Here is a 25,821-nt window from a genome sequence, read left to right on the forward strand (position 1 = left end):
AGCCCTGCCCATGACGGCGACGACCGCCGCGACCGAACCGACCGCCGCCGGCGGTCACCCTCAGCGCTGGCTGATCCTCGGCGTCATCTGCCTCGCCCAGCTCACCGTGCTGCTCGACAACACCGTGCTCAGCGTCGCCATCCCGTCGCTGACCTCCGAACTCCACGCGACCACCACCGACATCCAGTGGATGATCAACGCGTACTCGCTCGTCCAGTCCGGCCTGCTGCTCAGCGCGGGCAACGCCGCCGACCGCTACGGCCGCAAGAAGCTGCTCGCGCTCGGACTCGCGCTCTTCGGCATCGGCTCGCTCGCCGCCGGACTCGCCGACTCGACCACGCAGCTGATCGCCGCCCGCGCCGGCATGGGTGTCGGCGGCGCACTCCTGATGACCACCACCCTCGCCGTCGTCATGCAGATCTTCGACGACTCGGAGCGGGTCAAGGCCATCGCGCTCTGGTCCACCGTCGCCTCCCTCGGCTTCGCCGGCGGGCCGCTGATCGGCGGCGTGATCCTGAATCACTTCTGGTGGGGAATGATCTTCCTGATCAACATCCCGGTCGCGGTCGTGGCCCTGGTCGCCGTCCTCAAGCTCGTACCGGAGTCCAAGAACCCGCAGGGTGAGCGCCCCGACCTGCTCGGCGCGCTGCTCTCCACCGTCGGCATGACCGCCGTCGTGTACGCGATCATCAGCGGCCCCGAGCACGGCTGGGTCTCCGCCCAGGTGCTGGTCCCGGCCGCGATCGGGCTGCTCGGTCTCGGCGCGTTCGCGCTGTGGGAGCTGCACACCCCGTACCCGATGCTCGACATGCACTTCTTCCGGAACCAGAAGTTCATCGGTGCCATCGGCGGCTCGATCCTGGTCGTCTTCGGCATGGGCGGCTCGCTCTTCCTGCTCACCCAGCACCTGCAGTTCGTGCTCGGCTACGAGCCGCTGGAGGCCGGTCTGCGGATGGCGCCGCTCGCGCTGACGATCGTCGGTCTCAACCTGACCGGCATCGGCCCGAAGATCGTCATGAAGCTGGGCACCCCGCCCACCGTCGTCCTCGGCATGACCCTGGTCGCCGGTGGTCTGACGTCGATCTCGCTGCTCGGCGGCGGCACCGACGGCAGCTACGCGGGCATGCTCCTCGGCCTGGTCCTGATGGGCGGCGGCATCGCCGTCTCCTCCCCGGCCATGGCCAACGCGATCATGAGCTCGATCCCGCCGGAGAAGGCGGGCGTGGGCGCCGGGATCAACGGCACCCTCGCCGAGTTCGGCAACGGCCTCGGTGTCGCCGTCCTCGGCGCCGTCCTCAACGCGCGCTTCGCCGCGCTCGTCGCCGTCACCGCGACCTCCCTCCCGGCCGCCCTGGCGGCAGCCGGCAGCGAGGCCGAGCGGCGGGAGATCTCGGACGCCTTCGCCTCCGGCCTCCAGACCAGCCAGCTGGTCGGCGCGATCGCCGTCTTCGCCGGGGGTCTGGTGGCGGCGGCCCTGCTCCGGCGGGCCGAGCGGACGGAGAAGGCCCGGACGCCCGAGCAGTCGATCGCTGCCTAGCATGGTCACGGAGAACTGACAGACGGAGGAACGCGATGGTCAAGGCAGCCGACCGGGCCAAGAACCCGGCGCGTTCCAGCGTCTGGCTGGAGACCCGGACGCCACGGAGCGGCGGCGGTCCGGCCGGTCTCGACCGGGACCGGATCGTCGCCGCCGCGATCCGGATGCTCGACGAGGAGGGCCTGGCCAACCTGTCGATGCGCAAGCTGGCGGCCGAGCTGAACGTCACCGCGATGTCCCTGTACTGGTACGTGGACACCAAGGACGACATCATCGAGTTCGCCGTGGACAGCGTGTACGGAGAGTTCGACCTCGCGGCCGTCGACGCCGCAGACGGCTGGCGGGACATGGTCCGGGTGCTCGCCCTGGAGTACCGCCGGATGCTCGTCCGCCACCCGTGGATGTCGCCGAGCGCGGGGCAGTACCTGAACATCGGCCCGCACGCGATCGCCGTCGGCGGCAAGATCCACGAGGCGATCAAGGGCACCGGTCTGCCGATGGACCGTCAGCCCAGTGCGACCTCGGCGGTCTTCCAGTTCGTGTACGGCTACGGGACGATCGAGTCCCAGTTCCGGCGGCGTGCGGCGGAGGCCGGGATGTCGCAGGACGACTTCTACGTGGAGTCGATCAAGGCCTTCCGCGACGACCCGGGCTTCGTGGAGGCTCTGGAACCCATGGCGGAGATCCTCGACGAGCGGGCCTCACAGGGCAGCGTCACCGAGATCTGGGACCGTGACTTCGCCTATGCCCTGGACGTCCTGGTGGCCGGCATCGAGACGATGGTCGCCCGTGAGACCGGGGCCCGTGACACCGGGGCCCCCTGACACCGGGGCCCGTGACACCGGGACCCGCTTACACCGAGGCCCGAGGGGCCGGGCCCCGGAAACCGGGAGATGACGGAGCGGCGGGCCGTCCCCTGCCCGCCGCTCCGTACCGGACCCGGCCGCGCCTCCGCTCGAAGCGCGGCCGGGAGTCTCTCTAGCCCTCCTCGGAGCCCTTCGCCGAGCTGCTCTTCAGGGCGACCTCCTTGATGAACAGCGTCACCACGAAGGCCAGCAGCGCGAACGGCGCCGAGTAGAGGAAGACGTCGCCGACGCCGTGCCCGTAGGCGCTCTCCATGACCGTGCGGATCGGGGCCGGCAGCTTGTCCATGTCGGGGATGCCGCCGCCCGTGCCGCCCTGGCCCATGGCGGCCGCGGCCTTCGGGCCGAGCTCGGCCAAGCCCTCCTTGACGTAGTCCGTGACCCGGTGGGCCATGACCGCGCCGAGCGCCGAGACACCGATCGCACCACCGAGGGAGCGGAAGAAGGTGACGACGGAGGAGGCGGCGCCGAGGTCGGCGGGAGCCACCTGGTTCTGGGTGCAGAGCACCAGGTTCTGCATCATCATGCCGAGGCCGAGGCCGAGGACCGCCATGAACAGCGCGATGTGCCAGTACGCCGTGTCGTAGCGGATCGTGCCGAGCATGCCGAGACCGCCCGCGGCGAGGGCGCCGCCGCTGACCAGCCACGCCTTCCACCTGCCGGTCTTGGTGATGATCAGACCCGAGACGGTGGAGGAGACGAACAGGCCCGCGATCATCGGGATGGTGAGGACGCCGGACATCGTCGGCGACTCGTTCCGCGCCAGCTGGAAGTACTGGCTGAAGAAGACCGTGCCGGCGAACATCGCGACACCCACGAAGAGCGAGGCGAGCGAGGCGAGGGTGATCGTGCGGTTGCGGAAGAGGCGGAGCGGGATGATCGGCTCGCTGGCCTTCGACTCGACGAGCAGGAAGATCCCGCCGAGCGCGATCGCGCCGAGCACCATCACGGCCGTCTGCCAGGACATCCAGTCGTACTTGTCGCCCGCGAAGGTGACCCAGATGAGCAGCAGGGAGACCGCGGCGCTGATGAAGAAGGCGCCTGCCCAGTCGACCTTGACCCTGCGCTTCACGACGGGGAGCTTGAGGGTCTTCTGCAGGACGATCAGCGCGATGATCGCGAAGGGCACGCCCACGTAGAAGCACCAGCGCCAGCCGAGCCAGTCGGTGTCGGTGATGACGCCGCCGAGCAGCGGGCCGCCGACGGTGGCGACGGCGAAGGTCGCGCCGAGGTAGCCGCTGTACCGGCCGCGCTCACGCGGGGCGATCATCGCGGCCAGGATGATCTGGGAGAGGGCGGTCAGACCGCCGACGCCGATGCCCTGCACGACACGGCAGGCGATGAGCATGCCGGTGCTCTGCGAGAGGCCGGCGACGACCGAGCCCGCCACGTAGATGACCAGGGCTATCTGGACGAGCAGCTTCTTGGAGAAGAGGTCCGCGAGCTTGCCCCAGAGGGGGGTGGTCGCGGTCATCGAGAGGAGTGCGGCGGTGACCACCCAGGTGTAGGCGGACTGGCCGCCCCCGAGGTCGGTGATGATCTGGGGGAGGGCGTTGGAGACGATCGTCGAGGACAGGATGGCGACGAACATGCCGAGCAGCAGCCCGGACAGCGCCTCCATGATCTGCTTGTGCGTCATCGGGGCGCCGCCGGAGGCGGTGTCCCCCTGCTTGGCGCTCCCGCCGCTCACACCGGTCTCTGGTGTGGTGGTCGTAGCCATCAAGTTCCTTCGTTCTCAAGCGTGGTGGGCCCGGCAGTCCCCGAAGGAATCGCGGAGGCGGGCGAGCAGGGTGGTGAGCAGTTCGACGTCGTCGTCGGACCACTCCGCGAGGTTGCGGGCGAGCATGTCGGTCAGCCGTCGGTCGAGGACGGCGAGCATGTCTTCGCCCGCCCGGGTCAGGTGCAGGATCCGGGAGCGCCGGTCGGCGGGGTCGGGCAGGCGCTCGACCCAGCCGCGGTCCACGGTGTGGGCCACGTGACGGCTGCTGACCGACATGTCGACGGCCATCAGCTCGGACACCCGGCCCATCCGCATGTCGCCGTGGTGGTTGAGCAGAGCGAGGACGATGGCGGATCCGCTGGGGCACTCGGCGGGCAGGACCCGCGCGAGTCCGCGCTTCACCGCTCCGATGGCGCTCACCTGGCGGGCGAGGTTCTCGTAGCGATTGCCCCGGTCCATCGAGCTGCCCATCGAGTCGCCCATCGGACACTCCTCAGATGTTGTTGCTTAGGGCAACCATAGAGATCGATGGTTGCTCCAGGCAAACTAAATCGGTCAAACGGCGCTAAAGAATAGGCAAAGGTGGAGCGGAGGTGTGGGTCGCGGACGGTTCCGCAGAGGTGGGGGTACGGGGCTTGGGACCCTCACCCGTACTTCGCTAGGGTCCTGACCCATGGCACACAACCCCCAAGCACCGCACGGCCAGGGTCCCGAGGGCTCCTACGACCCCGCCGGCAGCACGCAGATGTTCCGCGCCTTCGTCGACGAGGGCGCCCCGCAGCAGCGGCAGCCGCAGGTCGCGGCCACGTCGGGCGGCCCCAAGGTCGGCCTGATCGTGGGCGTCGTCGCGGTGATCGTCGTCCTGGCGGCCGTCGCCTGGCTGGCCATGCGCTGACCGACCCGTACGTCACCGAGCCCCGAGGTGGGCCGGATCCGCGTCACGCGGACCCGGTCCACCTTTCTTTTCGCGCGCTCAGGGAGCGACGGAGTGGGAGCTCTCGGAGGGCCTGACCGGGGTGAGCTTCCCCGTCACCGCCAGGTGGCGGAGACCTTCCGGGTGTCGATCCGCATCCCGAGCGGCACCCGCCAGGAGTCCACGCACACGGTGTACGTCTCCGTCCGCGCCGCCCCCGCGGCGATCGGCGCGGGCAGCGGCCGGGTGGACGTGAGCGTCGCCCAGTCGACGCCGAGGGCTCCGATGACATGGGTGGCGAAGGTGACCGTGCCCGAACGGGCCGCGGTTCCCCCGCTGTTCCGGAAGGTGACCGTCACCTTCTCGCACCAGCGCCGGTCGCCGTCGGCGAGGACGGGGGCGGAGACGGTGACCACGGCGGGCCCGGGGGCGGGCGTCGGCGTGGGCGCCGGGGTCGCGGGGGGTGCCGGGGAGGTGGTGCCGGGCGCGGGCTTCGCGGGAGGGGCGGAGGGTGTACGGGGAGGGGTGCCGGTGCCGGGGCGCGAGGACGTGCCGCCGGAGCCTGAGCCCGCACCCGAGCTCGTACCCGTACCTGAGTCCGTACCTGAGCCCGAGTCGGCCGGCGCGGTCGTCGGGGCCGGGCCGGACCCCGTACCCGATCCGGTCCCGGAGGACCCGGATGTGCCCGAGGGGGGCGTGGTGCCGTCCCCCGGCGGTGGCGCGGCCGGTCCGCCCGGGTCCGTGCCCGGTGCCGGTGAAGGGGACGACGTACTGGACGTGTCCCCGCTCGTCGTGGGGCCGTCCAGGGGCACCAGGGCGACCGCGCCCGTGGGGGTGCCCGCCGCTCCCGGGGAGGGGCCGGCGCCCACCGCCGCGTAGCCCTCTCGGTCTCCTCCGCCGCCACAGGCGGTCAGCGCCCCGCCGAGGCAGAGCGCCACCGCCATGAGTACGGGCTTCCGTCGCCTCATGACCGCCAGTGTGTCTGACGATCCGTCAACAAGGGAGCCCTTCGCGGAACTCAGTCGGCGATGAGGCCCTCGCGCAGCTGGGCGAGGGTGCGGGTGAGCAGCCGCGAGACGTGCATCTGGGAGATGCCGACCTCCTCGCCGATCTGCGACTGGGTCATGTTGGCGAAGAAGCGCAGCATGATGATCTGCCGCTCCCTGGGCGGGAGTTTGGCGAGCAGCGGCTTGAGCGACTCGCGGTACTCGACGCCTTCGAGCGCCGTGTCCTCGTAGCCGAGGCGGTCGGCGAGGGAGCCCTCGCCGCCGTCGTCCTCGGGCGAGGGCGAGTCGAGCGAGGAGGCGGTGTACGCGTTGCCCACGGCGAGGCCGTCGACGACGTCCTCCTCCGACACCCCGAGTACGGCCGCGAGTTCGGGCACCGTGGGGGAGCGGTCGAGCTTCTGCGCGAGCTCGTCGCTGGCCTTGGTGAGGGCCAGGCGCAGCTCCTGGAGCCGACGCGGGACGCGGACGGACCAGGAGGTGTCGCGGAAGAAGCGCTTGATCTCGCCGACGACCGTCGGCATCGCGAACGTAGGGAACTCCACGCCCCGTTCGCAGTCGAAGCGGTCGATCGCCTTGATCAGGCCGATGGTGCCGACCTGGACGATGTCCTCCATCGGCTCGTTGCGCGAGCGGAAGCGGGCCGCCGCGTAGCGCACGAGGGGGAGGTTGAGCTCGATGAGGGTGTCACGGACGTAGGTCCGCTCCGGGCTGTCCGCGGCGGCGCCCTCGGTGTCGAGGGCGCGCAGCCTCAGGAAGAGGGAGCGCGAGAGGGTGCGGGTGTCGAGGGCTCCCGACGTGACGGGCATCGGCGGAGGCGTGGCCTGCGCGCTGTCGGTCGCGGTCGGCGCCGTCGTCTGCGTGGGCACGGGAACGGGCGTGAGCGTGAGCACCTTCGAGCTGCCCAGTTCTGTGGACATGCCACCCCCTTGAGGTCGCGGACGGTCGCGGTGGCCGCGACCATCTGAGGAACGCAGCCACCACCTGAATACCGGCGGCGGGGCTGCGGCAAACTCGGTTCCAGCAGAATGTCACATGTCGGCAACACGCTGTAGTGACATGTCGACAAGCTGAGGGTGCATATCCGCAGGAAACAAGGGGTGCACGGCATTTGGGGCGCCGCAGAACTGCTCCGAACCGGTCTACCCGATTCAGCTACGCCTCGATTCTGTTTGCGGATCTCAAACGCGCGAAGCTGCGGGCGAGGAGCCTTGACACATGCATCTGGGAGACGCCGAGTTCCTGACTGATCTGTGACTGCGTCAGATTGCTGTAGTAGCGCAGCATCAGGATCCGCTGCTCCCGCTCGGGCAGTTGGACGAGCAGGTGCCGGACGAGGTCGCGGTGCTCGACGCCGGCCAGTGCGGGGTCCTCGTAGCCGAGCCGGTCGAGCAGTCCGGGCAGCCCGTCGCCCTCCTGCGCGGCCTCCAGGGAGGTCGCGTGGTACGAGCGCCCGGCCTCGATGCAGGCGAGCACCTCGTCCTCGCCGATCCGCAGCCGCTCGGCGATCTCGGCGGTCGTGGGGGAGCGGCCGTGGGCGGTCGTGAGGTCCTCGGTGGCGCCGTTCACCTGGACCCAGAGCTCGTGCAGGCGGCGGGGCACGTGCACGGTGCGGACGTTGTCGCGGAAGTACCGCTTGATCTCGCCGACGACGGTCGGCATGGCGAACGTGGGGAACTGGACGCCGCGGTCGGGGTCGAAGCGGTCGATGGCGTTGATGAGGCCGATGGTGCCGACCTGGACGACGTCCTCCATCGGCTCGTTGCGGGAGCGGAAGCGGGCCGCCGCGTACCGCACGAGCGGCAGGTTGGCCTCGATGAGGGCCCCGCGCACCCGGTGGTGCTCCGGAGTGCCCGGTTCCAGGTTCTTGAGCTGCCCGAAGAGCACCTGGGTGAGGGCGCGGGTGTCGGCGCCACGGGTGCTCTGGGGGCGCGGGCGCGGAGCCTCCGCGCCCGCCTCGTGCTGGGGCGGGACCTGAGGCGCTGTACTGGCCGGCACGTTCACGCCACCCCTTTGGCTGGTCTTGCTGGTCGACTGGGTCAACTACGGTCAACTCATCCGTCAAAAGCGGTCATAGCATCACAAGACATGTCCACTGTGTGCAAGCACCGCATAGTGACGTGTTGAGGGCATACTGACGGAAAAAGGGGAGGTCACGCGTGGAATCACACACGAAAAAGCCCCCCACCTCGACGGCGGGGGGCCTGGCGTCGACCGAGGACTAGAACGCGTAGTCCGCGATCACCCAGGTGGCGAACTCGCGCCACTGGGCCACACCCGCCTGGTGCGCGGGGTGGTCCAGGTAGCGCTGGAGCGCGTCGGTGTCCTCGACGGCCGAGTTGATGGCGAAGTCGTACGCGATCGGCCGGTCCGTGATGTTCCAGTCGCACTCCCAGAAGCGCAGCTCCGGGATCTGGTCGCCGAGGGCGCGGAACGCCTCGACACCGGCGACGACACGCGGCTCGTCGCGTGCGACACCTTCGTTGAGCTTGAAGAGGACCAGATGGCGGATCACGAAGGGCTCCTAGTTGATGAGTTCGGTCATGAACTCGCCGACACCCTGGGCGGCGCTGGAAATGCCCTCGAACCCTACCTGCACGAGATCGGCGGCCCGGGCAGGGGACGTGATGATCGTGTACAGCACAAAGACCGAGACCGCGTAGAGCGCGACCTTCTTCGCCTGCGCCATTGCCAGCCCTCCCCTGTTCCCCCGCCTGTTCCCCCGCCGTACGACCGCGCCACTCTAACCGAGGCTTTATGGACCAAGGACCCGGTGATCGGGGCCTTTCGCCGCCCCCCGGAAGAGTGACGGCGCAGCAGGATGGATGTCGAGCCCGGAGGATCTGGCAGGAATCGGAAGGGCTCCTGGAACCGGCCCGCACTGCGGGGTCCGCGCCGCGAGCTTCCCCCTGACTGCGGCGCAGGACTTGTAGGACCGGTTCTCATCGGGGGGAGCGGCTTGTCCCCCCGATGCCGCTCCCCCCCGTCCTAGCCCTTCCCCGTCCTAACCCTCCCCCTCCCGTCCTGGCCCTCCGCCCGGTCCTGGCCCTCCGCCCCGGCCGGGCTTCCGCCACGAGTCGTACGCGCCTCCCGGAATCGAGCCGTCCCTTTTCCCCTCACCCTCCCGGGAATCGGCGACGAGGCTCTCGCTCCGCGCGTTCCGCTCGGTGCGTTCCGCTCGGTGCGTCCGGTCCGTGCGTTCCGCTCCGTGGATTTCGTCCGTGGGTTTCGTCCGTGGGTTTCGCTGCTCCGTGGGTTTCGTTCTCTTCGGGAAGACATTCGGCATCTCCTCGTTCGGTACTTCGTGGAATGCGGCGGACCGCGACCGAACGAACTCGCCGTGGCCCTTTGACGCGTCCGAAGGCCCTTGGCGGAGTCTTCTCGACGGCGCGGAGTGGTACCGCGGGGGCGCCCGTAGCTGCGTGGAGCCCGCCTGGCGGCCCCGTCCCGGCCTCCGGTGACCGGACGGCCCGCCCCGGCAGTCGGTTTTCGGCCTGGTCCCCGCCATTCGGCCATCGACCTTGGTGTCGAGCTCGTCATTGGGCGTAACGTGCAGGCAAGTTGGCGGTTTCTTTACCGAGCGCAGACATGCACCAGGGGGGCTCACAGGCATGAAGCGAATCTTCGGCCTCGCGGCGATCATTGCGGGCGGAGTGCTCGCCCTGTTCTTCCCGGATCTCGAATTCGGCTGGTTCAAGGGACGCCCGTTGGGAATCGTCCTGGTCGTCATCGGCGGAATCGAACTCCTGGAGAGCACACGCCGCCGCAGGCCGAAGGGCTTCGTCGAGGAGCTGCGCGCCGACCTGGGCCTCGGTTCGCGGAACCGCGCCAGGGACGAGGGCCGGGACGGCATCAGCGGCAGGGACCATGACCGGGACCACGAGCGTGACCGGGACCGGGAGATGGTGCGGGAGTTCGATCAGGAGGTGGAGCGTGAGGCGCGGAAGCGCCGCGGCGGGCCCGAACTCTGAGTTCGGCTCGCCCGGCACCGCGCCGGACGTGTGGCCCCCCGGAGCCGGGTAGTGGGCGACGTCCTGGGCCAGGTCCTGCCCCTCGCCCTGCTCGACTCCCTCGGTGTGTCCACGATCGCCGTCCCCGTCTGGTTCCTGCTCATGCCGTCGGGGCTGCGGATCGGCCGTGTCTTCGGCTACCTCGCCCTCGTCTCGCTGGGCTACCTCGTGCTCGGCCTGGTGCTCCTGAGCTCCCTGGCGGCCGTACGCGAGGACCTGGAGGCCGCGCTGGAGTCACCGGCCGGCGACACGGCGATGGGGGCGGTGGGCGGCGCGCTGCTCGTTCTCGCCGCCTGGTACGGACTGCTGCGCCGGGAGAGGCCCGGCTCCGGCCGGCTCGCCCGCCGGCGGGAACAGGCGGTGGGCCGGTCCTCGACGGCGAAGGGACTGGTCACCGTCTCCATCCTGGCCGTCCTCCTCGAAGCGGCCACGATGTTCCCCTACTTGGCGGCGATCGGAACCCTGGGCGAATCGGCGCTGCCGTGGCCGTCCCGGGCGGCCGTCCTGGCGGTCCACTGCCTGGTGATGGTCGCCCCGGCCGTGCTCGTGACCCTGGCCCGGCTGGTCTCGAAGGGCGCGGTCCACCGGCCGCTGCGCAGGATCGACATCTGGCTCAGGGACAACGCCCGGGAGAACACGGCCTGGCTCATCGCCCTCGCGGGCTTCATCCTGCTGTCGAACAGCACGGCGTACGACCGGATCATGGCCCTGCTCTCCGCCGACTGAATCCGACCGACACCGGGCGACTCCGACTGACGGAGGGCCAGGGCGCTGCCAGGGTCCCGGCCCAGGCCCAGCCGCGTCACCGGCAGGCGGCAAAAGAAGAACCCCCCGATCCGTTTCCACGGATCGGGGGGTTCCTGCTGGCGGTAGCGGAGGGATTTGAACCCTCGGTGACTTGCGCCACACTCGCTTTCGAGGCGAGCTCCTTCGGCCGCTCGGACACGCTACCGAGAGAGAGCTTAGCCGAAACTGGCGCTGCGATGAAATCCGTATCCCGCAGCAGGTCAGCGGGTGCGGAAGAAAGCCGTCAACTGCTCCGCGCACTCCTCGCCGAGCACGCCCTGGATCACCTCGGGCCGGTGGTTGAGCCGACGGTCGCGTACGAGGTCCCAGAGCGAACCCGTCGCGCCCGCCTTCTCGTCCGGCGCACCGAACACCACCCGGTCGACCCGCGACTGGACGAGTGCCCCCGCGCACATGACGCACGGCTCCAGGGTCACGACCAGCGTGCAGCCCGTCAGCCGCCACTCCCCGGTCGCCGCGGCCGCCCGGCGCAGGGCGAGCACCTCGGCGTGCGCGGTGGGGTCACCGGTCGCCTCGCGCTCGTTGTGCCCGCGGGCGAGCACGGCGCCGTCGGGGCCGAGCACGACCGCGCCGACCGGTACGTCACCGGCCGGCAGGGCCGCGTCGGCCTCGGCGATGGCGAGCCGCATGGCGTCCCGCCAGGGGTCCCGAACGGGGTCGGGTACAGGTACGACAGGTACAGCGCGTGCCACTAGCGGACGGCCTCCAGGACCTCGGCGGCCCCCAGTGCGTCCGCGATCTCCGCGAGCGCGTCGCTCTCGAGCGCCAGCAGATCGGCCGGCGGCATGCCGAGGTCCGCGAGGATCAGCCGGTCGCCGACGGGAGCGGCCGGCACGGCCTCGGCCGCGACGCTCGTCTCCTCGTCGTCGTCCGTGTCGCCGTCGAGCGGCTCCCCGTCCTCCGTACCGTCCAGGTCCAGCGATTCGAGCTCGTCGACGATGTCGTCCAGGTCGTCGCCGAGGATCTCCCGGGTGAGGATCTCCCCGTACGAGGAACGGGCGGCGGCGGCGCCGTCCGAGACGTAGATGCGAGGGTCTTCCTCACCCTCGATCCGTACGATCCCGAACCACGCGTCCTCCTGCTCGATGAAGACGATCACCGTGTCGTCGTCCGAGGCCTCGCGGGCAAGCTCGGTCAGATCCGACAGGGTCTCCACGTCGTCGAGCTCCGTGTCGCTCGCTTCCCACCCGTCTTCGGTGCGCGCGAGCAGTGCGGCGAAGTACACCTGACTCTCTCCCACTGATCAGAGGTGTGACGATCCGGCGGCGCGCTCCTGATGCCCCGCCCAATCGGCATCGTGACAGATACGGCGCCCGCAGGAGAGGTCTTCGGCTCTTGCGTCGTGCATCAGTCTGAACGACCCCGCGATCGGGCGGGCGTGCGACCCCGGCGCACGCAGGGGGCGCACAAGGGGACGGGGCGGGGGCGCGGGCGGGGACGGAGCGGGCAGGAGCCCAGGCCGGGCACGGCAGGCCCCACAGGGCGTCCGGGGGGTTCGTGGCGGGCTTCCGACGGACTTCTCACCAGCGGAAGGTGCGCATGCGCATGGCCTGGCGCATCCGGGCCGCCCGCGCGCGTCGCGGCTGGACGCGCTCGCGCAGCGCCTTCGCCTCGCCGAGTTCACGGAGGAACTGGGCGCGGCGCCTGCGGCGCTCCGCGTCGGTCTCCTGTACCGGTCCACGGGCCGCCCCCTCGGCGGCGCCGTCAGCCGGTTCTTCCAGGTGCGGCATGGGCCACTCCAACCCCATCGCTGGGTCCCCGTGCCACCCACCTTCCCCCAGTGGCGTGGGTCGACGCCAGTGCGCGGCGGGCTACTGTTGAGTCATGCGTCTCCACGTCGTCGATCACCCGCTGGTCGCCCACAAGCTCACCACGCTGCGCGACAAGCGCACGGATTCCGCGACCTTCCGTCGGCTTGCCGACGAGCTGGTCACCCTGCTCGCCTACGAGGCCACCAGGGACGTCCGGACCGAGCAGGTCGACATCGAGACCCCCGTCACGCCCACGACCGGCGTGAAGCTGTCGTACCCGCGTCCGCTGGTGGTCCCGATCCTGCGCGCCGGGCTCGGCATGCTCGACGGCATGGTCCGGCTGCTCCCGACCGCCGAGGTCGGCTTCCTGGGCATGATCCGCAACGAGGAGACGCTGGAGGCGTCGACCTACGCCACGCGGATGCCGGAGGACCTCTCGGGCCGCCAGGTGTACGTGCTTGACCCGATGCTGGCGACCGGCGGCACGCTCGTCGCGGCCATCCGGGAGCTCATCAAGCGCGGCGCCGACGACGTGACCGCGGTCGTGCTCCTCGCCGCCCCGGAGGGCGTCGAGATCATGGAGCGCGAGCTGGCGGGCACCCCCGTCACCGTCGTGACGGCCTCGGTCGACGAGCGTCTCAACGAGAACGGCTACATCGTTCCGGGCCTGGGCGACGCGGGCGACCGCATGTACGGCTCCGCCGAATAGAGCCCAGCCGGCTCCGCCGAACAGAGCCCAGCCGGCTCCGCCGAGCAGCGCAGAGCCGGCTCTGCCCCGTGGGGCACAGCCGGCTCGGCCGCGTGAGGCCTCAGCACTTTCCTGTCGGTACGGGCGCGGGCTTGGTCAGGGCGACCAGGGCCGCGTCCGCCGTCGTCTTCGGGGACAGGTTCTTGAAGGCGGTCCCGATGATCAGGTCCACGTCCGCCGTGCCCCGGGTGTCCGTCTTCGTCGTGGCGCCCGCGAGCTGGGTGCCGAGGACCGGGAAGGCGCCCTTGGCGGCGGTCGTGGCGCCGAGGAGCAGACCGGCGCCGGGGACCTTCTTGTCGTAGGCGGCGGGCGCGTTCCCCACCTTGCCGATCTTGAAGCCGCGTTTCCTGAGCTCGTCCGCGGTCGTCTTGGCGAGCCCGCTGCGCGGGGTCGCGTTGTAGACGTTGACCGTGATCTGCGCGGGCTTGGGGAGGGCGGCGGCGGGTGCGGTCGTCGCCCGGGCGACGGGTTTGCAGTCGGCCTGTTTGCCGGCCGTCGCCCTGGTGCCCTCGTCGCCGGAGAAGACGTCGACGAGCTGGAGCGTGCCCCAGCCGGCCGCGCCGAGCACGACCACGGCGGCGGCGGACGCGAGGATGATCCTGCGCCGGCGGTGGGGGCGGCGCATGCGCGGGTAGACGTCCCCCGTGATGCGGTACTTTCCGCCCATTCCGGGGGGAGTGAGCATGCTCATGAACGCAGCGTAATGCCGCCCGTCGGCGATGCCTACTTGATGATCATGTGATCGCGTCCGGATGGGGGCGAACTGACCCCGAAAGGGTCAGCGGGTGCGGGGCCGGTCGGCGCCGTCTCAGTCCATTTCCAGGACGCGGGCGTGCAGCACCTGGCGCTGCTGGAGCGCCGCGCGGACGGCGCGGTGCAGTCCGTCCTCGAGGTAGAGATCGCCCTGCCACTTCACGACGTGCGCGAAGAGGTCGCCGTAGAACGTGGAGTCCTCGGCGAGCAGCGTCTCCAGGTCCAGCTGGCCCTTGGTGGTGACCAGCTGATCGAGGCGGACCGGGCGCGGGGCGACGTCCGCCCACTGCCGGGTGCTTTCCCGGCCGTGGTCGGGATACGGCTTTCCGTTTCCGATGCGCTTGAAGATCACACGGAAAGCCTACCGGGCGAGCGGCTCCCGGCGCAGCCATGCACGGGCAGTGGGATGCTGGTGCGAACCGTGACAAACCGGAATTGGGGTGCCGTGATGAGCGTGAGCGAGCAGCCACCGGCCGCGCTGGGCGGCCCCGCCGCCGGGATCGCCGCCGGGTACGCCTTCGAGGGCGCGGCACTCGATCTGGGGGCACTGCTCTGGGACGGCGCGTGTCACCCGGACGCGCCGATCCGCATCCCGCTGCCCGTGCTCAACCGGCACGGACTGGTCGCCGGCGCGACCGGCACCGGCAAGACGAAGACGCTCCAGCTGATCGCCGAGCAGCTTTCGGCGAACGGCGTGCCGGTCTTCCTCGCCGACATCAAGGGCGACGTCTCCGGGGTCTCCGCCCCCGGCGAGGACGGCGCGAAGGTCCGGGAGCGGGCCGCCCAGGTCGGCCAGGAGTGGCGGGCGACGGCCTTCCCCTGCGAGTTCTACGGGCTCGGCGGGACCGGCCCCGGCATCCCGGTGCGTGCCACGGTGACCGGCTTCGGCCCCGTACTGCTGTCGAAGGTGCTCCAGCTCAACCAGACGCAGGAGCAGTCGCTCGGCCTGATCTTCCACTACGCCGACTCCAAGGGCCTGGAGTTGGTGGACCTGAAGGACCTCCGGGCGGTGGTGGCCTTCCTGGTCTCGGACACCGGGAAGGCCGAACTCAAGGGGATCGGCGGGCTCTCCACGGTGACGGCCGGGGTGATCCTGCGGTCGATCACGGCCTTCGAGCAGCAGGGCGCGGGCGATTTCTTCGGGGAGCCGGAGTTCGACACGGGCGAGTTCCTGCGGACGGCCGCGGACGGGCGCGGGATCGTCTCGGTCCTGGAACTGCCCGCGGTGCAGGACGAGCCGCAGCTCTTCTCGACCTTCCTGATGTGGATGCTGGCGGATCTCTTCACCGAGCTGCCGGAGGTCGGCGACCTGGAGAAGCCGAAGCTGGTCTTCTTCTTCGACGAGGCCCATCTGCTGTTCAAGGGCGCGTCGAAGGCGTTCCTGGAGTCGATCACCCAGACGGTGCGGCTGATCCGCTCGAAGGGGATCGGCGTGTTCTTCGTGACGCAGACGCCGAAGGACGTGCCCTCGGACGTGCTCGCGCAGCTCGGCAACCGGGTGCAGCACGCGCTGCGTGCCTTCACCCCGGACGACGCGAAGGCCCTGAAGGCGACGGTACGGACGTTCCCGAACTCGCCGTACGACCTGGAGGAGGTCCTCACGGGCCTCGGTACGGGCGAGGCGGTGATCACCGTACTGAGCGAGAAGGGTGCCCCGACCCCGGTCGCGGCGACCCGGTTGCGGGCGCCGGAGTCGCTGATGGGTCCGATCGACGCGGCCGCCCTGGACGCGGCGGTGAAGGGCTCGCCGCTCTACGGGCGGTACGCGGAGGCGGTGGACCGCGAGTCGGCGTACGAGAGGCTGACCGCCGAGCAGCGGGCGGCGGAGGCGGCGGCGCTCGACGCGGCGGCCGCCGAGGAGGCGGAGAAGGCGGGGAAGGCCGGGAAGCAGGGCGGAGGGAGGGCTCCGAAGCCGGAGCCCTCCCTCGCCGATCAGGTGGTGGGCAGTGGGATCTTCACGTCCCTGGCGCGGTCGATCGGCACCCAGCTGGGCCGGGAGATCAGCCGCTCGATCTTCGGCACCGCCCGCCGCAGGCGGTAGCCCGGTGCCCCCGCCGTAGGAGGTGGCCCTGCCGCAGGGGCGTGGCCCCGCCGTAGGAGGTGGCGGAGCCCGCCCGACTACTCGGTGACCTCGTGGTGGTCGCTGTGCAGGCCGCCGCCGCTGCTCTCGCCGCCGGTGGTCGGGGTGGAGACGACCGGCTTGCGCAGCGAGGAGATGTCGTGGGCGTAGGTGCCCACGGCGTTGGCGATGACCTTGATGTTGGCGTCGAAGGCCTTCATGTTGATGTTCTTCAGGTCGTCGCCCTTGGCGTGGTAGTTCACGTCGTACGCGACACCCGCCGTACCGCCGAACTTGGCGGCCTGGGCGGCGGTCTTGATGCCCTCGGCGCCGGTGAAGGTGCCGCCGGAGGGGATGCCGACCTTGATGAACGGGCCGTAGTCGGAACGGCCGGAGAAGTCGGTGCCCTCGTGCGGGAGGCCGCGCGAGGTCATGAAGTCGGTGATGTCGCGCTCGAGCTGGGCGGAGCCCGTGGGGCCGGCGCCCTCGCCGACGTTGTCCGAGTTGTCGCCGTCGTAGACGAACAGGCCGTAGTTCGGCGAGGCGATCATGTCGAAGTTGAGGTAGAGCTTGATCTCGCTCTTGTCGAGCGCGGTCAGGTTCTTGACGTAGTGGTCGGAGCCGAGGAGGCCGTTCTCCTCCGCGGACCACCAGGCGAAGCGGACCTTGTTGCGGACCTTGTCCTTCGACTTGGCGAGCTCCAGGGCCGTCTGGAGGAGACCGGCGGAGCCGGAGCCGTTGTCGTTGATGCCGGGGCCCGCGGTGACGGAGTCGAGGTGCGAGCCGAGCATCACGGTGTTGGCGGCGTTGCCGCCCTTGGTCTCCGCGATGACGTTGTTCGTGATCCGCTTCTCCTGGAGCTGGCGGATCTCGAAGGAGAGCTTGACGGCGCCCTTGGCGAGGTCGGCGGCCAGCTTCTCGCCCTCGGCCAGGGTGACGCCGCCGGTCGGGATCTTGCCCGCGGCCGGCTCACCGAGGGTGCCGGAGAGAGCGCCGTCGATGTTGTTGTAGATGATCGCGCCGGCGGCGCCGGCCGCGGCGGCCTGCTGCTGCTTGATCGCGAAGGAGCAGCCACCGCGCTTGATGAGCGCGACCTTGCCGGTGAAGGTGCCGGAGGCGTAGTCGCCCGGCTCGCAGCCGGTGGTGCCGTCGGCGTCGACGGGCACGGCGGCCAGGTCGGCCTTGATGCCGCCGACCGGGGTGGACTTGGTGTACGTCATGGCGTGGATCTCGACGGCGCGCGGCGTGGGCGCCTCCACGGAGACCTTCTCGGCGAGCGTCTCCGTGTAGATGAAGTCGAACTGCTCGTACGAGACCTCGTAGCCGGCCTTCTTGAGCTGCTGGTACACGTACGCGGCCGAGGCGTCGTGCCCGAGCGTGCCGGCCGCGCGGTGACCGCCGGCCGAGTCGGCTATCGCCTGGAACTTCTGCAGGTGCTTGTAGGCGTCCTGGCCAGTGGTTTCGCGGACCAGCTTCTTCGCCAGCCTGGCGGCATCGCGGGCGGGTGCGGCCGTGGGGTCCTTCACCGCGGTGGCGGGGGAGGCGAGGACCAGCGGGGTGGCGAGGGCGGCGGCGGCCAGAACGGCCGCGGCCCGGCGCTGGGTAGCGTTCACAGAAGTCCTTCCCGTTACGGACGAGGTTGAGGGGAAGTTAGCGATCGACAGGGCATCCTGTGAACACCTTCTCCACAATTCCTGTCACATAGAGCAGGATTGAAATCTGGAATTTTCAATTCCCGTCGGCTTTGGACTCCTTGGCGGCTTTCGCGGCTTTCGCGGCGGCCTTCATCTCCTGCTTGTGGGCCCGCACCTTCACCAGCGACTCCGGGCCCGTGATGTCGGCGGCCGAACGGTACGAGCCCTGCTCGCCGTACTCGCCCGCCGCCTCCCGCCAGCCCGTCGGCCGCACCCCGTACTGCTTGCCGAGCAGGGCCAGGAAGATCTGCGCCTTCTGCTTGCCGAAGCCGGGCAGCGCCTGGAGGCGACCGAGCAGCTCCCTCCCGGTCGCCGCGTCCGCCCAGACGGCCTCGGCATCGCCCCCGTACTCCTCGACGAGGAACGCGCACAGCTGCTGTACGCGCTGGGCCATCGACCCCGGGTAGCGGTGCACGGCCGGCTTCTCGGAGAGCAGCGCGGCGAACTCCTCCGGGTCCCGGGCGGCGATCTCGTGCGCGTCGAGATCGTCCGCGCCGAGCCGCCGGGCGATGGTGTACGGCCCGGAGAAGGCCCACTCCATGGGCACCTGCTGGTCGAGCAGCATGCCGACCAGCGCGGCCAGCGGCGACCGGCCGAGCAGCGCGTCGGCCTCCGCCTGCTGGGCGAGATGGATCTCGGGGTGTCCCCGGCGCGAGGAGGCGGCGCCGGGGCTCCTGGATGCCTGGGGTGCCTTGGAGCCCTGGGATGCCTGGGAGGCTGCCGTGGAGGCCGCGGAGGTCCTGGAGCTCTTGGAGACGGGGCTCATACCTCGATCATCCCGCCCCGGCCCGCCGCTCGCCCGGTGGACTCACCCTCCCCCGAGCTCAGGGCTTCGCCCGAGCAGGGGGAGGCGCATCGCGAAGCGGTCCAGGGCGGCCAGGATCAGCTCCCCGGTCTCCTTCCCGCCCAGGTGACCGGCGGTCTCCACGACATGCAGCTCGGCGTCCGGCCAGGCCCGGGCCAGCTCCCAGGCGGTGCCGAGCAGCCCGCCCATGTCGAGCCGGCCATGGATCAGGACACCCGGGATGCCGGCGAGCCGGTGGGCGTCACGGATCAGGGCCCCCTCCTCCAGCCACGCGCCGTGCGCGAAGTAGTGCGAGCAGATCCGGACGAAGCCGAGCCGGGTGTCGTCGACCCGGTCGGTGTACGGGGTGCCCTGGCCCTCCATCGACAGGACCGCGTCCTCCCAGGCACACCAGTCGGCGGCGGCCCTCTCCCGCACGGCCCGGTCGGGGTGGTCCATGAGGGCCGCGTAGGCGCCGACCAGGTCCGCGGCCCCGCCGGCCCCCGCCCGGAAGCGCTCATGGGCCTCGGGGAAGAACCGCCCCACACCCTCGTACAGCCAGGCCGTCTCGGAACGGCGCGTGGTCGTCACGGCCGCGATCACGATCCCCGTGACCCTCTCCGGGTACGCCTCCGCGTACGCCAGGATCAAGGTGGAGCCCCAGGAACCGCCGTACAGCAGCCAGCGGTCGATCCCCAGGTGCTCACGCAGCCGCTCCATGTCGGCGACCAGGTGCGCGGTGGTGTTCACACCCATGTCGGCGGCCGGGTCGCTCGCGTGCGGGGTGGAGCGGCCGCAGCCGCGCTGGTCGAAGAGGACCACGCGGTACGCCTCCGGGTCGAAGAAGCGCCGGCTGCGCGGCGAGGACCCCGAACCGGGGCCGCCGTGGACGACGAGCGCGGCCCGGCCCTCCGGGTTGCCGGAGACCTCCCAGTGGACGCGGTTGCCGTCGCCCACGTCGAGCAGGCCCTGGTCGTACGGTGCGGTGCTGTCGGAGTACATCCGACCGAGCCTAGGTCCTGTCGTCGCGGGGCTGGCGGGAGTGCGACGACAGGGCCCGGTGACCCTTGATCCGCACCGCCGGGTCCTCGCACCACTCCAGGAGCGAGGGCCATTCCCCGTACCCGGAACCGGGATTGAGGTGCTCCCCGCCCGGTACGTGGTCCATGTCGAGGCCGAGCGGGCGGCCGTAGTGCAGGTCGGCGCCGCCGGGGCAGTACGGGTCCCCGTCGCCGTACACGAGACGCGCGCCGAGCCCGGCCTGCCCGGCCTCCGCCAGATCGAGCCCGTCGGCGAAGGCGGCGATCTCGGGGATCGAGGCGGTGACGGACGGCGAGGGCGGGGCGACGAGCAGCACCCGGTCGGCGGCCGGCCGACGGGTCCCCGCCCGCAGCCAGAGCAGCACGGACAGGCTGTGCGCGAGCACCACGAACTCACCCCGGGCGGGCCGCGCGCCGTGCTCGTCCAACGCATCGAGCCAGTCGCCGAGCACGGGGGCGTCGGGCTCGGGCAACTGCGGATAGCGCACGTCGTGCCCGCGGTCCCGCAGCTGCCGGGCGAGCCGGTGCTGCCAGTGCTCGGGGGGCCGCCGGTTCTGAAAACCGTGCAGGACGAGGAAGGTCTTGGAGGGGTCGGTCATACGGAGATGCTGCGGGCGCACGTGCGGCGGGGTCCACCGTGTTCCACCGGCTGGACGCGAGCCCCCCACGTGCCGCGTTCCGTCCCGCCGGGGCGCCCCCCCCTGCGGGCGCGGCCCGTGTGGGGGAGGCGGGTTCCAGTGAGGGGGCGCCCCCGCACGGCTTGTGAGGTCAGCCGGCCACGTACTCGCGGAGGTGTCGTGCCGTCAGCGTGTCGCCCTTCTCGACCAGTTCCGCCGGCGTCCCCTCGAAGACCACCCGCCCACCGTCGTGCCCCGCCCCGGGACCCAGGTCGATCAGCCAGTCCGCGTGTGCCATCACCGCCTGGTGGTGTTCGATCACGACGACCGTGTTGCCGGCCTCGACGAGCCGGTCGAGAAGGGCGAGCAGCTTGTCGACGTCGGCCAGGTGGAGCCCGGTGGTGGGCTCGTCGAGGACGTAGACCGCCCCCTTCTCCGCCATGTGGATCGCCAGCTTGAGGCGCTGGCGCTCGCCGCCCGAGAGGGTGTTCAGGGGCTGCCCGAGACGGAGGTATCCGAGGCCGACGTCCTTGAGGCGGCCGAGGATCGTGCGGGCCTGGCTCTTGCCGGTGAAGAAGTCGTACGCCTCCTCGATCGACAGGGACAGGACCTCGTGGATGTTCTTCCCGTCCAGCCGGTACGTGAGGACCTCGGGCGTGAACCTCTTCCCCTCGCACTCCTCGCAGACCGATGCGACGCCCGCCGCGATGGCGAGGTCGGTGTAGACGAGCCCGAGGCCGTTGCAGCGCGGGCAGGCGCCCTCGGAGTTGGCGCTGAAGAGGGCCGGCTTGACTCCGTTGGCCTTGGCGAAGGCCGTACGGATGGGGCTGAGGAGCCCGGTGTAGGTCGCGGGGTTGGAGCGGCGCGAGCCCCGGATGGGGGACTGGTCGGCGACGACGACGCCTTCGCGGCCCGGCAGGTTCCCGTGGATGAGGGAGGACTTGCCGGAGCCCGCCACGCCCGTGACGACGGTGAGGACCCCCGCCGGGATCTCGACGCTCACGTCCTTGAGGTTGTGCTGCGTCGCGCCGGTGATGCTCAGCGCGCCGCTGGGGACCCGTACCTCGGTGCGGAGTTTGGCCCGGTGCGCGAGGTGGTTCCCGGTGAGGGTGCCGGAGGTGCGCAGTCCGGGAACGTTTCCGCTGTAGCAGATCTCGCCGCCCGCGGTCCCGGCGCGCGGGCCGAGGTCGACGACGTGGTCGGCGATCTCGATGACCTCGGGCTTGTGCTCGACGACGAGGACGGTGTTGCCCTTGTCGCGCAGCCGCAGGAGCAGGTCGTTCATGCGGCGGACGTCGTGCGGGTGCAGCCCGGTGGTCGGCTCGTCGAAGACGTACGTGACGTCGGTGAGCGGGGAGCCGAGGTGGCGGACCATCTTCACGCGCTGCGCCTCGCCGCCGGAGAGCGTGCCGGACGAGCGGTCGAGGGAGAGGTAGCCGAGACCGATCTCGACGAGCGAGTCGAGGAGTTCGCGCAGGCCGGTGAGGAGCGGGGCGACGGAAGGGTCCTCGATCCGGCGGACGAACGCGGCGAGGTCGCTGATCTGCATCGCCGAGCATTCGGCGATGTTGACCCCGTCGATTCGGCTGGACAGCGCGGCCCGGGTGAGCCGGGCGCCCTCGCACTCGGGGCAGGTCCGGAAGCCGACGGCCCGGTCGACGAAGGCGCGGATGTGGGCCTGCATGGCTTCCCGGTCCTTGGCGAGGACGGTCCGCTGGAGCTTCACCACGAGGCCCTCGTAGGTGAAGTTGTTGGTGCCGACCTTCACCTTGCAGGACGGCTTGTGGAGGAGGTCCTCCCACTCCTGTCCGGTGAAGTCCGCGAGCTTCTTGTCGGGGTCGTAGAAGCCGGAGTGGGCCATGATCTGCCACATCCAGGAGTCGACGGCGTAGCCCGGCACGGTGATGGCGCCCTCGTTGAGGGACTTGGTGCGGTCGACGAGTTCGTCGACGTCGACGTCGGAGATCTGGCCGGTGCCCTCGCAGCGCGGGCACATGCCTTCGGGCAGGTTGAAGCTGAAGGCGCCCGAGGTGCCGACGTGCGGGGTGCCGAGGCGGCTGAAGACGATCCGCAGCATCGTGTACGCGTCGGTGGCGGTGCCCACGGTGGAGCGGGAGTTGGCGCCCATCCGCTCCTGGTCGACGACGATCGCGGCGCTCAGGTTGTGCAGTCCGTCGACGTCGGGGCGGGCGAGCGACGGCATGAAGGACTGCAGGAAGGCGCTGTAGGTCTCGTTGATCAGGCGCTGCGACTCGGCGGCGATGGTGCCGAAGACGAGTGAGGACTTCCCGGAGCCGGAGACTCCGGTGAAGACGGTGAGGCGGCGCTTGGGGAGGTCGACGTCGACGTTCCTGAGGTTGTTCTCCCTGGCCCCGCGGACCTGGATGACGTGGTGGCTGTCCGCTGCGACGGGGTGGTTCATGCGTGCGCCCTCCGGTGGTCGTCCTGTGTGCTCGGAAAGGGTACTCTATACAGCGTATAAAGTAAGCGGGAGCTATCCTGACCTGCGAGAACGCGAGTGAACGGAAGCGGCATGACGGCAGCGAAGGGGAAGAGCGGCAGCGGGAGGAGCAGCAGCGGCGCGGGCGACCCGGCGCGCACCCTGGAGCTCCTGTGGCGCGACGGCTCGGAGGCCCCGGCGGGGCGCCGCGGGCCGAGGCAGGGCCTCACGGTCGACGCGGTCGTCGACGCGGCGCTCGCCCTCGCGGACGCCGGCGGGCTCGACGCGCTGACCATGCGGGCCGTGGCTCAGCACCTCGGCGTGACCCCGATGACGCTCTACACGTACGTCCCCGGCAAGGCCGAGCTCCTCGACCTCATGCTGGACGCCGTCTTCCTGCGCATGGACCGGCCGGCGTTCCGCCCGGAGGAGTCCTGGCGGCCCCGTGTCACGGCGGTCGCGGACGCGAACCGGGCGCTGCACCTGAGCCACCCGTGGCTGGTCGAACTGCGCATCGTGCGCGCCCCGTTGGGACCTGGCGTGATGGCCAAGTACGAGTACGAGCTCGGCGCCTTCGAGGGCCTGGGCCTCGACGACGTGGCCAGGGACTCGGCGCTGACGTACGTCCTGGGCTTCGTCCAGTCCGGCGCCCGGGCGGAGCTGGACGCGCGGGCCGTGGAGCGGGAGACCGCGATGTCGGACGGGGAGTGGTGGGACGCCCACGAGCCGCTGCTGGCCCGGGCGTTGGACCAGGCGAGGTTCCCGCTGGCGACCCGGGTGGGGGAGGCGGCGGCGATCGCGTACGACGGCCTGTACGACGCGGAACACGCGTACCGCTTCGGTCTGGCGCGGGTGCTGGACGGCCTGGGGGCACTGGGCGGGGTCTGACCGGCCCGGCGTGGTCGACCCGGGGCGGTCGACGCGGGGTGGCCGATCCGGGGCTGCTGATCCGTGGCTGCCGACGCGGGGGGCCGGCGCGGGTTCGTCGACGCGGGGGGCAGGCGCGGGTTGGTCGACGCGGGGCTCAGGCCCGCAGTCGGAGCAGCTCCTGTACCCCGGCCTTGAGGCGGTCCGCCGACAGCTCCTGCTCGGCCGTCAGATGGTGCATGACGTCCGGCGAGAACGGCGCGAGCAGCAGGTGCGCGAGGAGCGTGCTGTCGGAGCCGGGCCTCAGTCGCCCGATGAGCAGGGCCACGTGCGTGTGCATCACGCGGTACGCACCGCTGTGATAGCGGGCGCGGGGGGCGGCGGAGTGCGCGGCGAGCAGGATCTCGCGCTGCTCGCCGACCCGGTCGACGAGCGCGTCGAGGAAGGCGTCGAGCCGAGCGTCGGCCGGGGCGCCGGGCCCGAGCGGCGGCGGGCCGCTCATGTACGCCTCCTGGAACTGGCGCTCGCGTTCGTCGAGGAGCGCCCACAGGAGCTGGGAGACGTCGCCGAAGCGCCGGTACACCGTGCCGACGCCTATGCCGCTCGCGTGGGCGACCTGGTTCATCGTGACGGCCTCGGGGCCGTCCTCGCTGACGATCCGGGCGGCGGCGTCGAGGATCTTGCGCCGGTTGCGGGCGGCGTCGGCGCGCTCGGGTGCGGGGGCTCCGACGGTGGGGAGAAGGCCGAGCAGGGGTGCCGCCGTGCCTCCGGCCCGCGGAATCTCGGTGCTCATCTGCCGACTCCTGTTCCTGGTGCGCCACCCGGGCGCCCCGTCGCGCGCTGCATCGCGCTGTTTCCCTTTTCGCGCCCCGTCTCCCCGTTCCGGTAGCCCTCGATGTGAGCATACCTGTTCCCCTTGCAAAGCGGATAGCAATCCGTTTAGGCTCCTGTCATTGAAACGGAAACTGATCCGCTTAGGAGATCGCCATGTCCGTGAAGGTCGCCGTCATCTACTACTCGGCCACGGGTGCCGTCCACCAGCTCGCCCAGGCCGTCGCCGAGGGCGCCGAGAAGACGGGCGCCGAGGTACGGCTGCGCCGGGTGCCCGAGCTCGCCCCGGCCGCCGCCATCGACTCGAACCCGGCCTGGCGCGCCCATGTGGACGCCACCGGTGACGTGGAGGTCGCCACCCTCGACGACCTGGAGTGGGCGGACGCGTACGCGCTCGGCTCCCCTACTCGTTTCGGCAACGTGGCCGCGCAGCTGAAGCAGTACATCGACACCTCGGGCGGCCTGTGGCAGCAGGGCGTCATGGCGGACAAGCCCGCGACCGCCTTCACCAGCGCCCACAACCTGCACGGCGGCAACGAGTCGACGCTGCTCGCGCTCTACAACACCTTCCACCACTGGGGCTCGGTGATCGTCTCCCCCGGATTCACGGACCCGGCGGTCTACGCGGCCGGCGGCAACCCGTACGGCACCGCCCACCCGGGCGCGAACGGCGCTCCGGAGGAGAACGTCCTCGCGGCCGCCCGCTACCAGGGCCGGCGTCTGACGACGATCGCGAAGCGCCTCAAGGGCCTCGCGACCGACTGATCGCACCGACGGCCGCCGCCGCGAAGGTCGACGGCCGCACCCGTGAACGGCCACCACGAAGGACGTACCCCCGGGGGATCTCCCCCGGGGGTACGTCCGCGCGTCCGCGTCTCGAAGGGCGGTGGTCACCTCGGCGAACGGTGGTCGCGTCGGTGTGCGGTGGTCACCTCGGCGAGCGGTGGTCGCGTCGGTGTGCGGTGGTCACCTCGGCGAACGGTGATCTCGCCGGTGAGCGGTGGTCACGTCCGCGAGCTGTGATCTCGCCGGCGGGCTGCGGTCACGCCAGCGACAGGAAGAGCTTCTCCAGTCGGGCGCGCATCGCGTCACGGTCCTCGCCGTTGCGGCGGGCGTCCTCGACGTCGGTCAGGCACTGCTGGAGGCCGGTCGCGATGATCGCGAACCCGGCCCGGTCGAGGGCCCGGGAGGCGGCGGCCAGCTGGGTCACGACCTCCTCGCAGTCGCGGCCTTCCTCGATCATCCGGATCACGCCGGAGATCTGGCCCTGAGCCCGGCGGAGCCGGTTCAGTACCGACTTCAGCTCCGCACCAGCGAGATCCAGTTCCACAGCTACTCCTTAGATACCCCAGGGGGTAATTTACTCCCCGCGCGGGGTTCCGT

The 25,821-nt window shown here is 70.9% G+C and carries 28 protein-coding genes and 1 tRNA gene; 9 read left to right on the forward strand and 20 right to left on the reverse strand.

Going from position 1 to position 25,821, the window contains the following annotated elements:
• The first annotated feature begins 10 nt into the window (after positions 1-10).
• Together ACZ4XX_RS17435 and ACZ4XX_RS17440 are read left to right on the forward strand one after the other, a co-directional pair.
• Positions 11-1,537: an MFS transporter gene (locus ACZ4XX_RS17435; protein WP_468508763.1), complete on the forward strand. Its 1,527-nt coding sequence runs from the start codon at positions 11-13 to the stop codon at positions 1,535-1,537.
• A 35-nt stretch (positions 1,538-1,572) separates the two neighbouring features.
• Complete coding sequence (locus ACZ4XX_RS17440) at positions 1,573-2,361, forward strand: TetR/AcrR family transcriptional regulator C-terminal domain-containing protein (RefSeq protein WP_468508764.1); 789 nt, start codon at positions 1,573-1,575, stop codon at positions 2,359-2,361.
• Between the two features lie 154 nt (positions 2,362-2,515).
• On the opposite strand, the gene ACZ4XX_RS17445 is transcribed toward ACZ4XX_RS17440, so the two are convergent.
• Together ACZ4XX_RS17445 and ACZ4XX_RS17450 are read right to left on the reverse strand one after the other, a co-directional pair.
• Positions 2,516-4,039, reverse strand: a complete 1,524-nt coding sequence (locus ACZ4XX_RS17445; protein ID WP_468508847.1) for an MDR family MFS transporter — start codon at positions 4,037-4,039, stop codon at positions 2,516-2,518.
• Positions 4,040-4,135: 96 nt separating this feature from the next.
• Positions 4,136-4,579, reverse strand: a complete 444-nt coding sequence (locus ACZ4XX_RS17450; protein ID WP_468508848.1) for a MarR family winged helix-turn-helix transcriptional regulator — start codon at positions 4,577-4,579, stop codon at positions 4,136-4,138.
• A gap of 214 nt (positions 4,580-4,793) precedes the next feature.
• Here ACZ4XX_RS17450 and ACZ4XX_RS17455 point away from each other — a divergent pair, with 214 nt between their 5' ends.
• Positions 4,794-5,015 (forward strand): hypothetical protein, encoded by a 222-nt coding sequence (locus tag ACZ4XX_RS17455; protein ID WP_468508765.1) that lies wholly within the window; start codon positions 4,794-4,796, stop codon positions 5,013-5,015.
• A 134-nt stretch (positions 5,016-5,149) separates the two neighbouring features.
• Here the strand turns inward: ACZ4XX_RS17455 and ACZ4XX_RS17460 are convergent, their stop codons facing one another.
• The 5 genes from ACZ4XX_RS17460 to ACZ4XX_RS17480 form a co-directional block, all read right to left on the reverse strand.
• Complete coding sequence (locus tag ACZ4XX_RS17460) at positions 5,150-6,001, reverse strand: hypothetical protein (protein WP_468508766.1); 852 nt, start codon at positions 5,999-6,001, stop codon at positions 5,150-5,152.
• A 50-nt stretch (positions 6,002-6,051) separates the two neighbouring features.
• A complete protein-coding gene (locus ACZ4XX_RS17465) occupies positions 6,052-6,957 on the reverse strand; it encodes an RNA polymerase sigma factor SigF (protein ID WP_468508767.1) in 906 nt (301 codons plus the stop codon).
• A gap of 235 nt (positions 6,958-7,192) precedes the next feature.
• On the reverse strand, positions 7,193-8,035 hold the full coding sequence (locus ACZ4XX_RS17470; protein ID WP_468508768.1) for an RNA polymerase sigma factor SigF: 843 nt from the start codon (positions 8,033-8,035) through the stop codon (positions 7,193-7,195).
• Positions 8,036-8,258: 223 nt separating this feature from the next.
• A complete protein-coding gene (locus ACZ4XX_RS17475) occupies positions 8,259-8,552 on the reverse strand; it encodes a Dabb family protein (protein WP_467711410.1) in 294 nt (97 codons plus the stop codon).
• Positions 8,553-8,561: 9 nt separating this feature from the next.
• Complete coding sequence (locus tag ACZ4XX_RS17480; protein ID WP_167346861.1) at positions 8,562-8,726, reverse strand: hypothetical protein; 165 nt, start codon at positions 8,724-8,726, stop codon at positions 8,562-8,564.
• Between the two features lie 922 nt (positions 8,727-9,648).
• Between ACZ4XX_RS17480 and ACZ4XX_RS17485 the strand changes: the two genes are divergently transcribed.
• Together ACZ4XX_RS17485 and ACZ4XX_RS17490 are read left to right on the forward strand one after the other, a co-directional pair.
• Positions 9,649-10,008: a hypothetical protein gene (locus ACZ4XX_RS17485; protein ID WP_468508769.1), complete on the forward strand. Its 360-nt coding sequence runs from the start codon at positions 9,649-9,651 to the stop codon at positions 10,006-10,008.
• Positions 10,009-10,059: 51 nt separating this feature from the next.
• Positions 10,060-10,773 (forward strand): GAP family protein, encoded by a 714-nt coding sequence (locus ACZ4XX_RS17490; RefSeq protein WP_468508770.1) that lies wholly within the window; start codon positions 10,060-10,062, stop codon positions 10,771-10,773.
• 138 nt (positions 10,774-10,911) lie between these two features.
• Here ACZ4XX_RS17490 and ACZ4XX_RS17495 read toward each other — a convergent pair.
• The 4 genes from ACZ4XX_RS17495 to ACZ4XX_RS17510 form a co-directional block, all read right to left on the reverse strand.
• Positions 10,912-10,999: transfer RNA gene (locus tag ACZ4XX_RS17495), tRNA-Ser, on the reverse strand.
• Positions 11,000-11,054: 55 nt separating this feature from the next.
• On the reverse strand, positions 11,055-11,483 hold the full coding sequence (gene tadA / locus ACZ4XX_RS17500) for a tRNA adenosine(34) deaminase TadA (protein ID WP_468508771.1): 429 nt from the start codon (positions 11,481-11,483) through the stop codon (positions 11,055-11,057).
• A 62-nt stretch (positions 11,484-11,545) separates the two neighbouring features.
• Positions 11,546-12,079: a tRNA adenosine deaminase-associated protein gene (locus ACZ4XX_RS17505; RefSeq protein ID WP_329280992.1), complete on the reverse strand. Its 534-nt coding sequence runs from the start codon at positions 12,077-12,079 to the stop codon at positions 11,546-11,548.
• A gap of 295 nt (positions 12,080-12,374) precedes the next feature.
• Positions 12,375-12,584, reverse strand: a complete 210-nt coding sequence (locus tag ACZ4XX_RS17510; protein ID WP_468508772.1) for a hypothetical protein — start codon at positions 12,582-12,584, stop codon at positions 12,375-12,377.
• 94 nt (positions 12,585-12,678) lie between these two features.
• On the opposite strand from ACZ4XX_RS17510, the gene upp reads away from it, so the two are divergent.
• Positions 12,679-13,314, forward strand: a complete 636-nt coding sequence (gene upp / locus ACZ4XX_RS17515; protein ID WP_024756127.1) for a uracil phosphoribosyltransferase — start codon at positions 12,679-12,681, stop codon at positions 13,312-13,314.
• Between the two features lie 100 nt (positions 13,315-13,414).
• Here upp and ACZ4XX_RS17520 read toward each other — a convergent pair whose 3' ends face one another.
• The gene (locus ACZ4XX_RS17520; protein WP_468508773.1) at positions 13,415-14,044 is read right to left on the reverse strand and encodes a LytR C-terminal domain-containing protein; all 630 of its coding nucleotides are present in this window, start codon (positions 14,042-14,044) and stop codon (positions 13,415-13,417) included.
• A 117-nt stretch (positions 14,045-14,161) separates the two neighbouring features.
• Positions 14,162-14,458, reverse strand: a complete 297-nt coding sequence (locus ACZ4XX_RS17525) for a type II toxin-antitoxin system VapB family antitoxin (RefSeq protein ID WP_015034993.1) — start codon at positions 14,456-14,458, stop codon at positions 14,162-14,164.
• 96 nt (positions 14,459-14,554) lie between these two features.
• Here ACZ4XX_RS17525 and ACZ4XX_RS17530 point away from each other — a divergent pair, with 96 nt between their 5' ends.
• The gene (locus ACZ4XX_RS17530; protein WP_468508774.1) at positions 14,555-16,147 is read left to right on the forward strand and encodes a helicase HerA-like domain-containing protein; all 1,593 of its coding nucleotides are present in this window, start codon (positions 14,555-14,557) and stop codon (positions 16,145-16,147) included.
• A gap of 77 nt (positions 16,148-16,224) precedes the next feature.
• Here ACZ4XX_RS17530 and ACZ4XX_RS17535 read toward each other — a convergent pair whose 3' ends face one another.
• From ACZ4XX_RS17535 to ACZ4XX_RS17555, 5 genes are all read right to left on the reverse strand, one after another.
• Positions 16,225-17,778: a M28 family metallopeptidase gene (locus ACZ4XX_RS17535; protein ID WP_468508775.1), complete on the reverse strand. Its 1,554-nt coding sequence runs from the start codon at positions 17,776-17,778 to the stop codon at positions 16,225-16,227.
• Between the two features lie 115 nt (positions 17,779-17,893).
• Positions 17,894-18,625 carry an HhH-GPD-type base excision DNA repair protein gene (locus ACZ4XX_RS17540; protein ID WP_468508776.1) on the reverse strand — a complete coding sequence of 244 codons (732 nt, stop codon included), beginning with the start codon at positions 18,623-18,625 and terminating at the stop codon, positions 17,894-17,896.
• A gap of 42 nt (positions 18,626-18,667) precedes the next feature.
• Complete coding sequence (gene pip, locus ACZ4XX_RS17545) at positions 18,668-19,645, reverse strand: prolyl aminopeptidase (RefSeq protein ID WP_468508777.1); 978 nt, start codon at positions 19,643-19,645, stop codon at positions 18,668-18,670.
• Between the two features lie 10 nt (positions 19,646-19,655).
• Entirely contained in the window at positions 19,656-20,282 is a 627-nt protein-coding gene (locus ACZ4XX_RS17550; protein ID WP_468508778.1) for an RBBP9/YdeN family alpha/beta hydrolase, read from the reverse strand.
• Positions 20,283-20,451: 169 nt separating this feature from the next.
• Positions 20,452-22,722 carry an ATP-binding cassette domain-containing protein gene (locus tag ACZ4XX_RS17555; RefSeq protein WP_468508779.1) on the reverse strand — a complete coding sequence of 757 codons (2,271 nt, stop codon included), beginning with the start codon at positions 22,720-22,722 and terminating at the stop codon, positions 20,452-20,454.
• Between the two features lie 111 nt (positions 22,723-22,833).
• Here ACZ4XX_RS17555 and ACZ4XX_RS17560 point away from each other — a divergent pair, with 111 nt between their 5' ends.
• The gene (locus ACZ4XX_RS17560) at positions 22,834-23,628 is read left to right on the forward strand and encodes a TetR/AcrR family transcriptional regulator C-terminal domain-containing protein (protein WP_468508780.1); all 795 of its coding nucleotides are present in this window, start codon (positions 22,834-22,836) and stop codon (positions 23,626-23,628) included.
• 136 nt (positions 23,629-23,764) lie between these two features.
• On the opposite strand, the gene ACZ4XX_RS17565 is transcribed toward ACZ4XX_RS17560, so the two are convergent.
• On the reverse strand, positions 23,765-24,400 hold the full coding sequence (locus ACZ4XX_RS17565) for a TetR/AcrR family transcriptional regulator (RefSeq protein ID WP_468508781.1): 636 nt from the start codon (positions 24,398-24,400) through the stop codon (positions 23,765-23,767).
• Positions 24,401-24,594: 194 nt separating this feature from the next.
• Between ACZ4XX_RS17565 and wrbA the strand changes: the two genes are divergently transcribed.
• Positions 24,595-25,203, forward strand: coding sequence for an NAD(P)H:quinone oxidoreductase (gene wrbA / locus ACZ4XX_RS17570; protein WP_468508782.1), 609 nt, complete (start codon positions 24,595-24,597; stop codon positions 25,201-25,203).
• Positions 25,204-25,480: 277 nt separating this feature from the next.
• On the opposite strand, the gene ACZ4XX_RS17575 is transcribed toward wrbA, so the two are convergent.
• Entirely contained in the window at positions 25,481-25,768 is a 288-nt protein-coding gene (locus ACZ4XX_RS17575) for a metal-sensitive transcriptional regulator (protein ID WP_030318196.1), read from the reverse strand.
• Between the last annotated feature and the right edge of the window lie 53 nt (positions 25,769-25,821).

The organism is Streptomyces sp. NPDC029956, assembly GCF_055574655.1.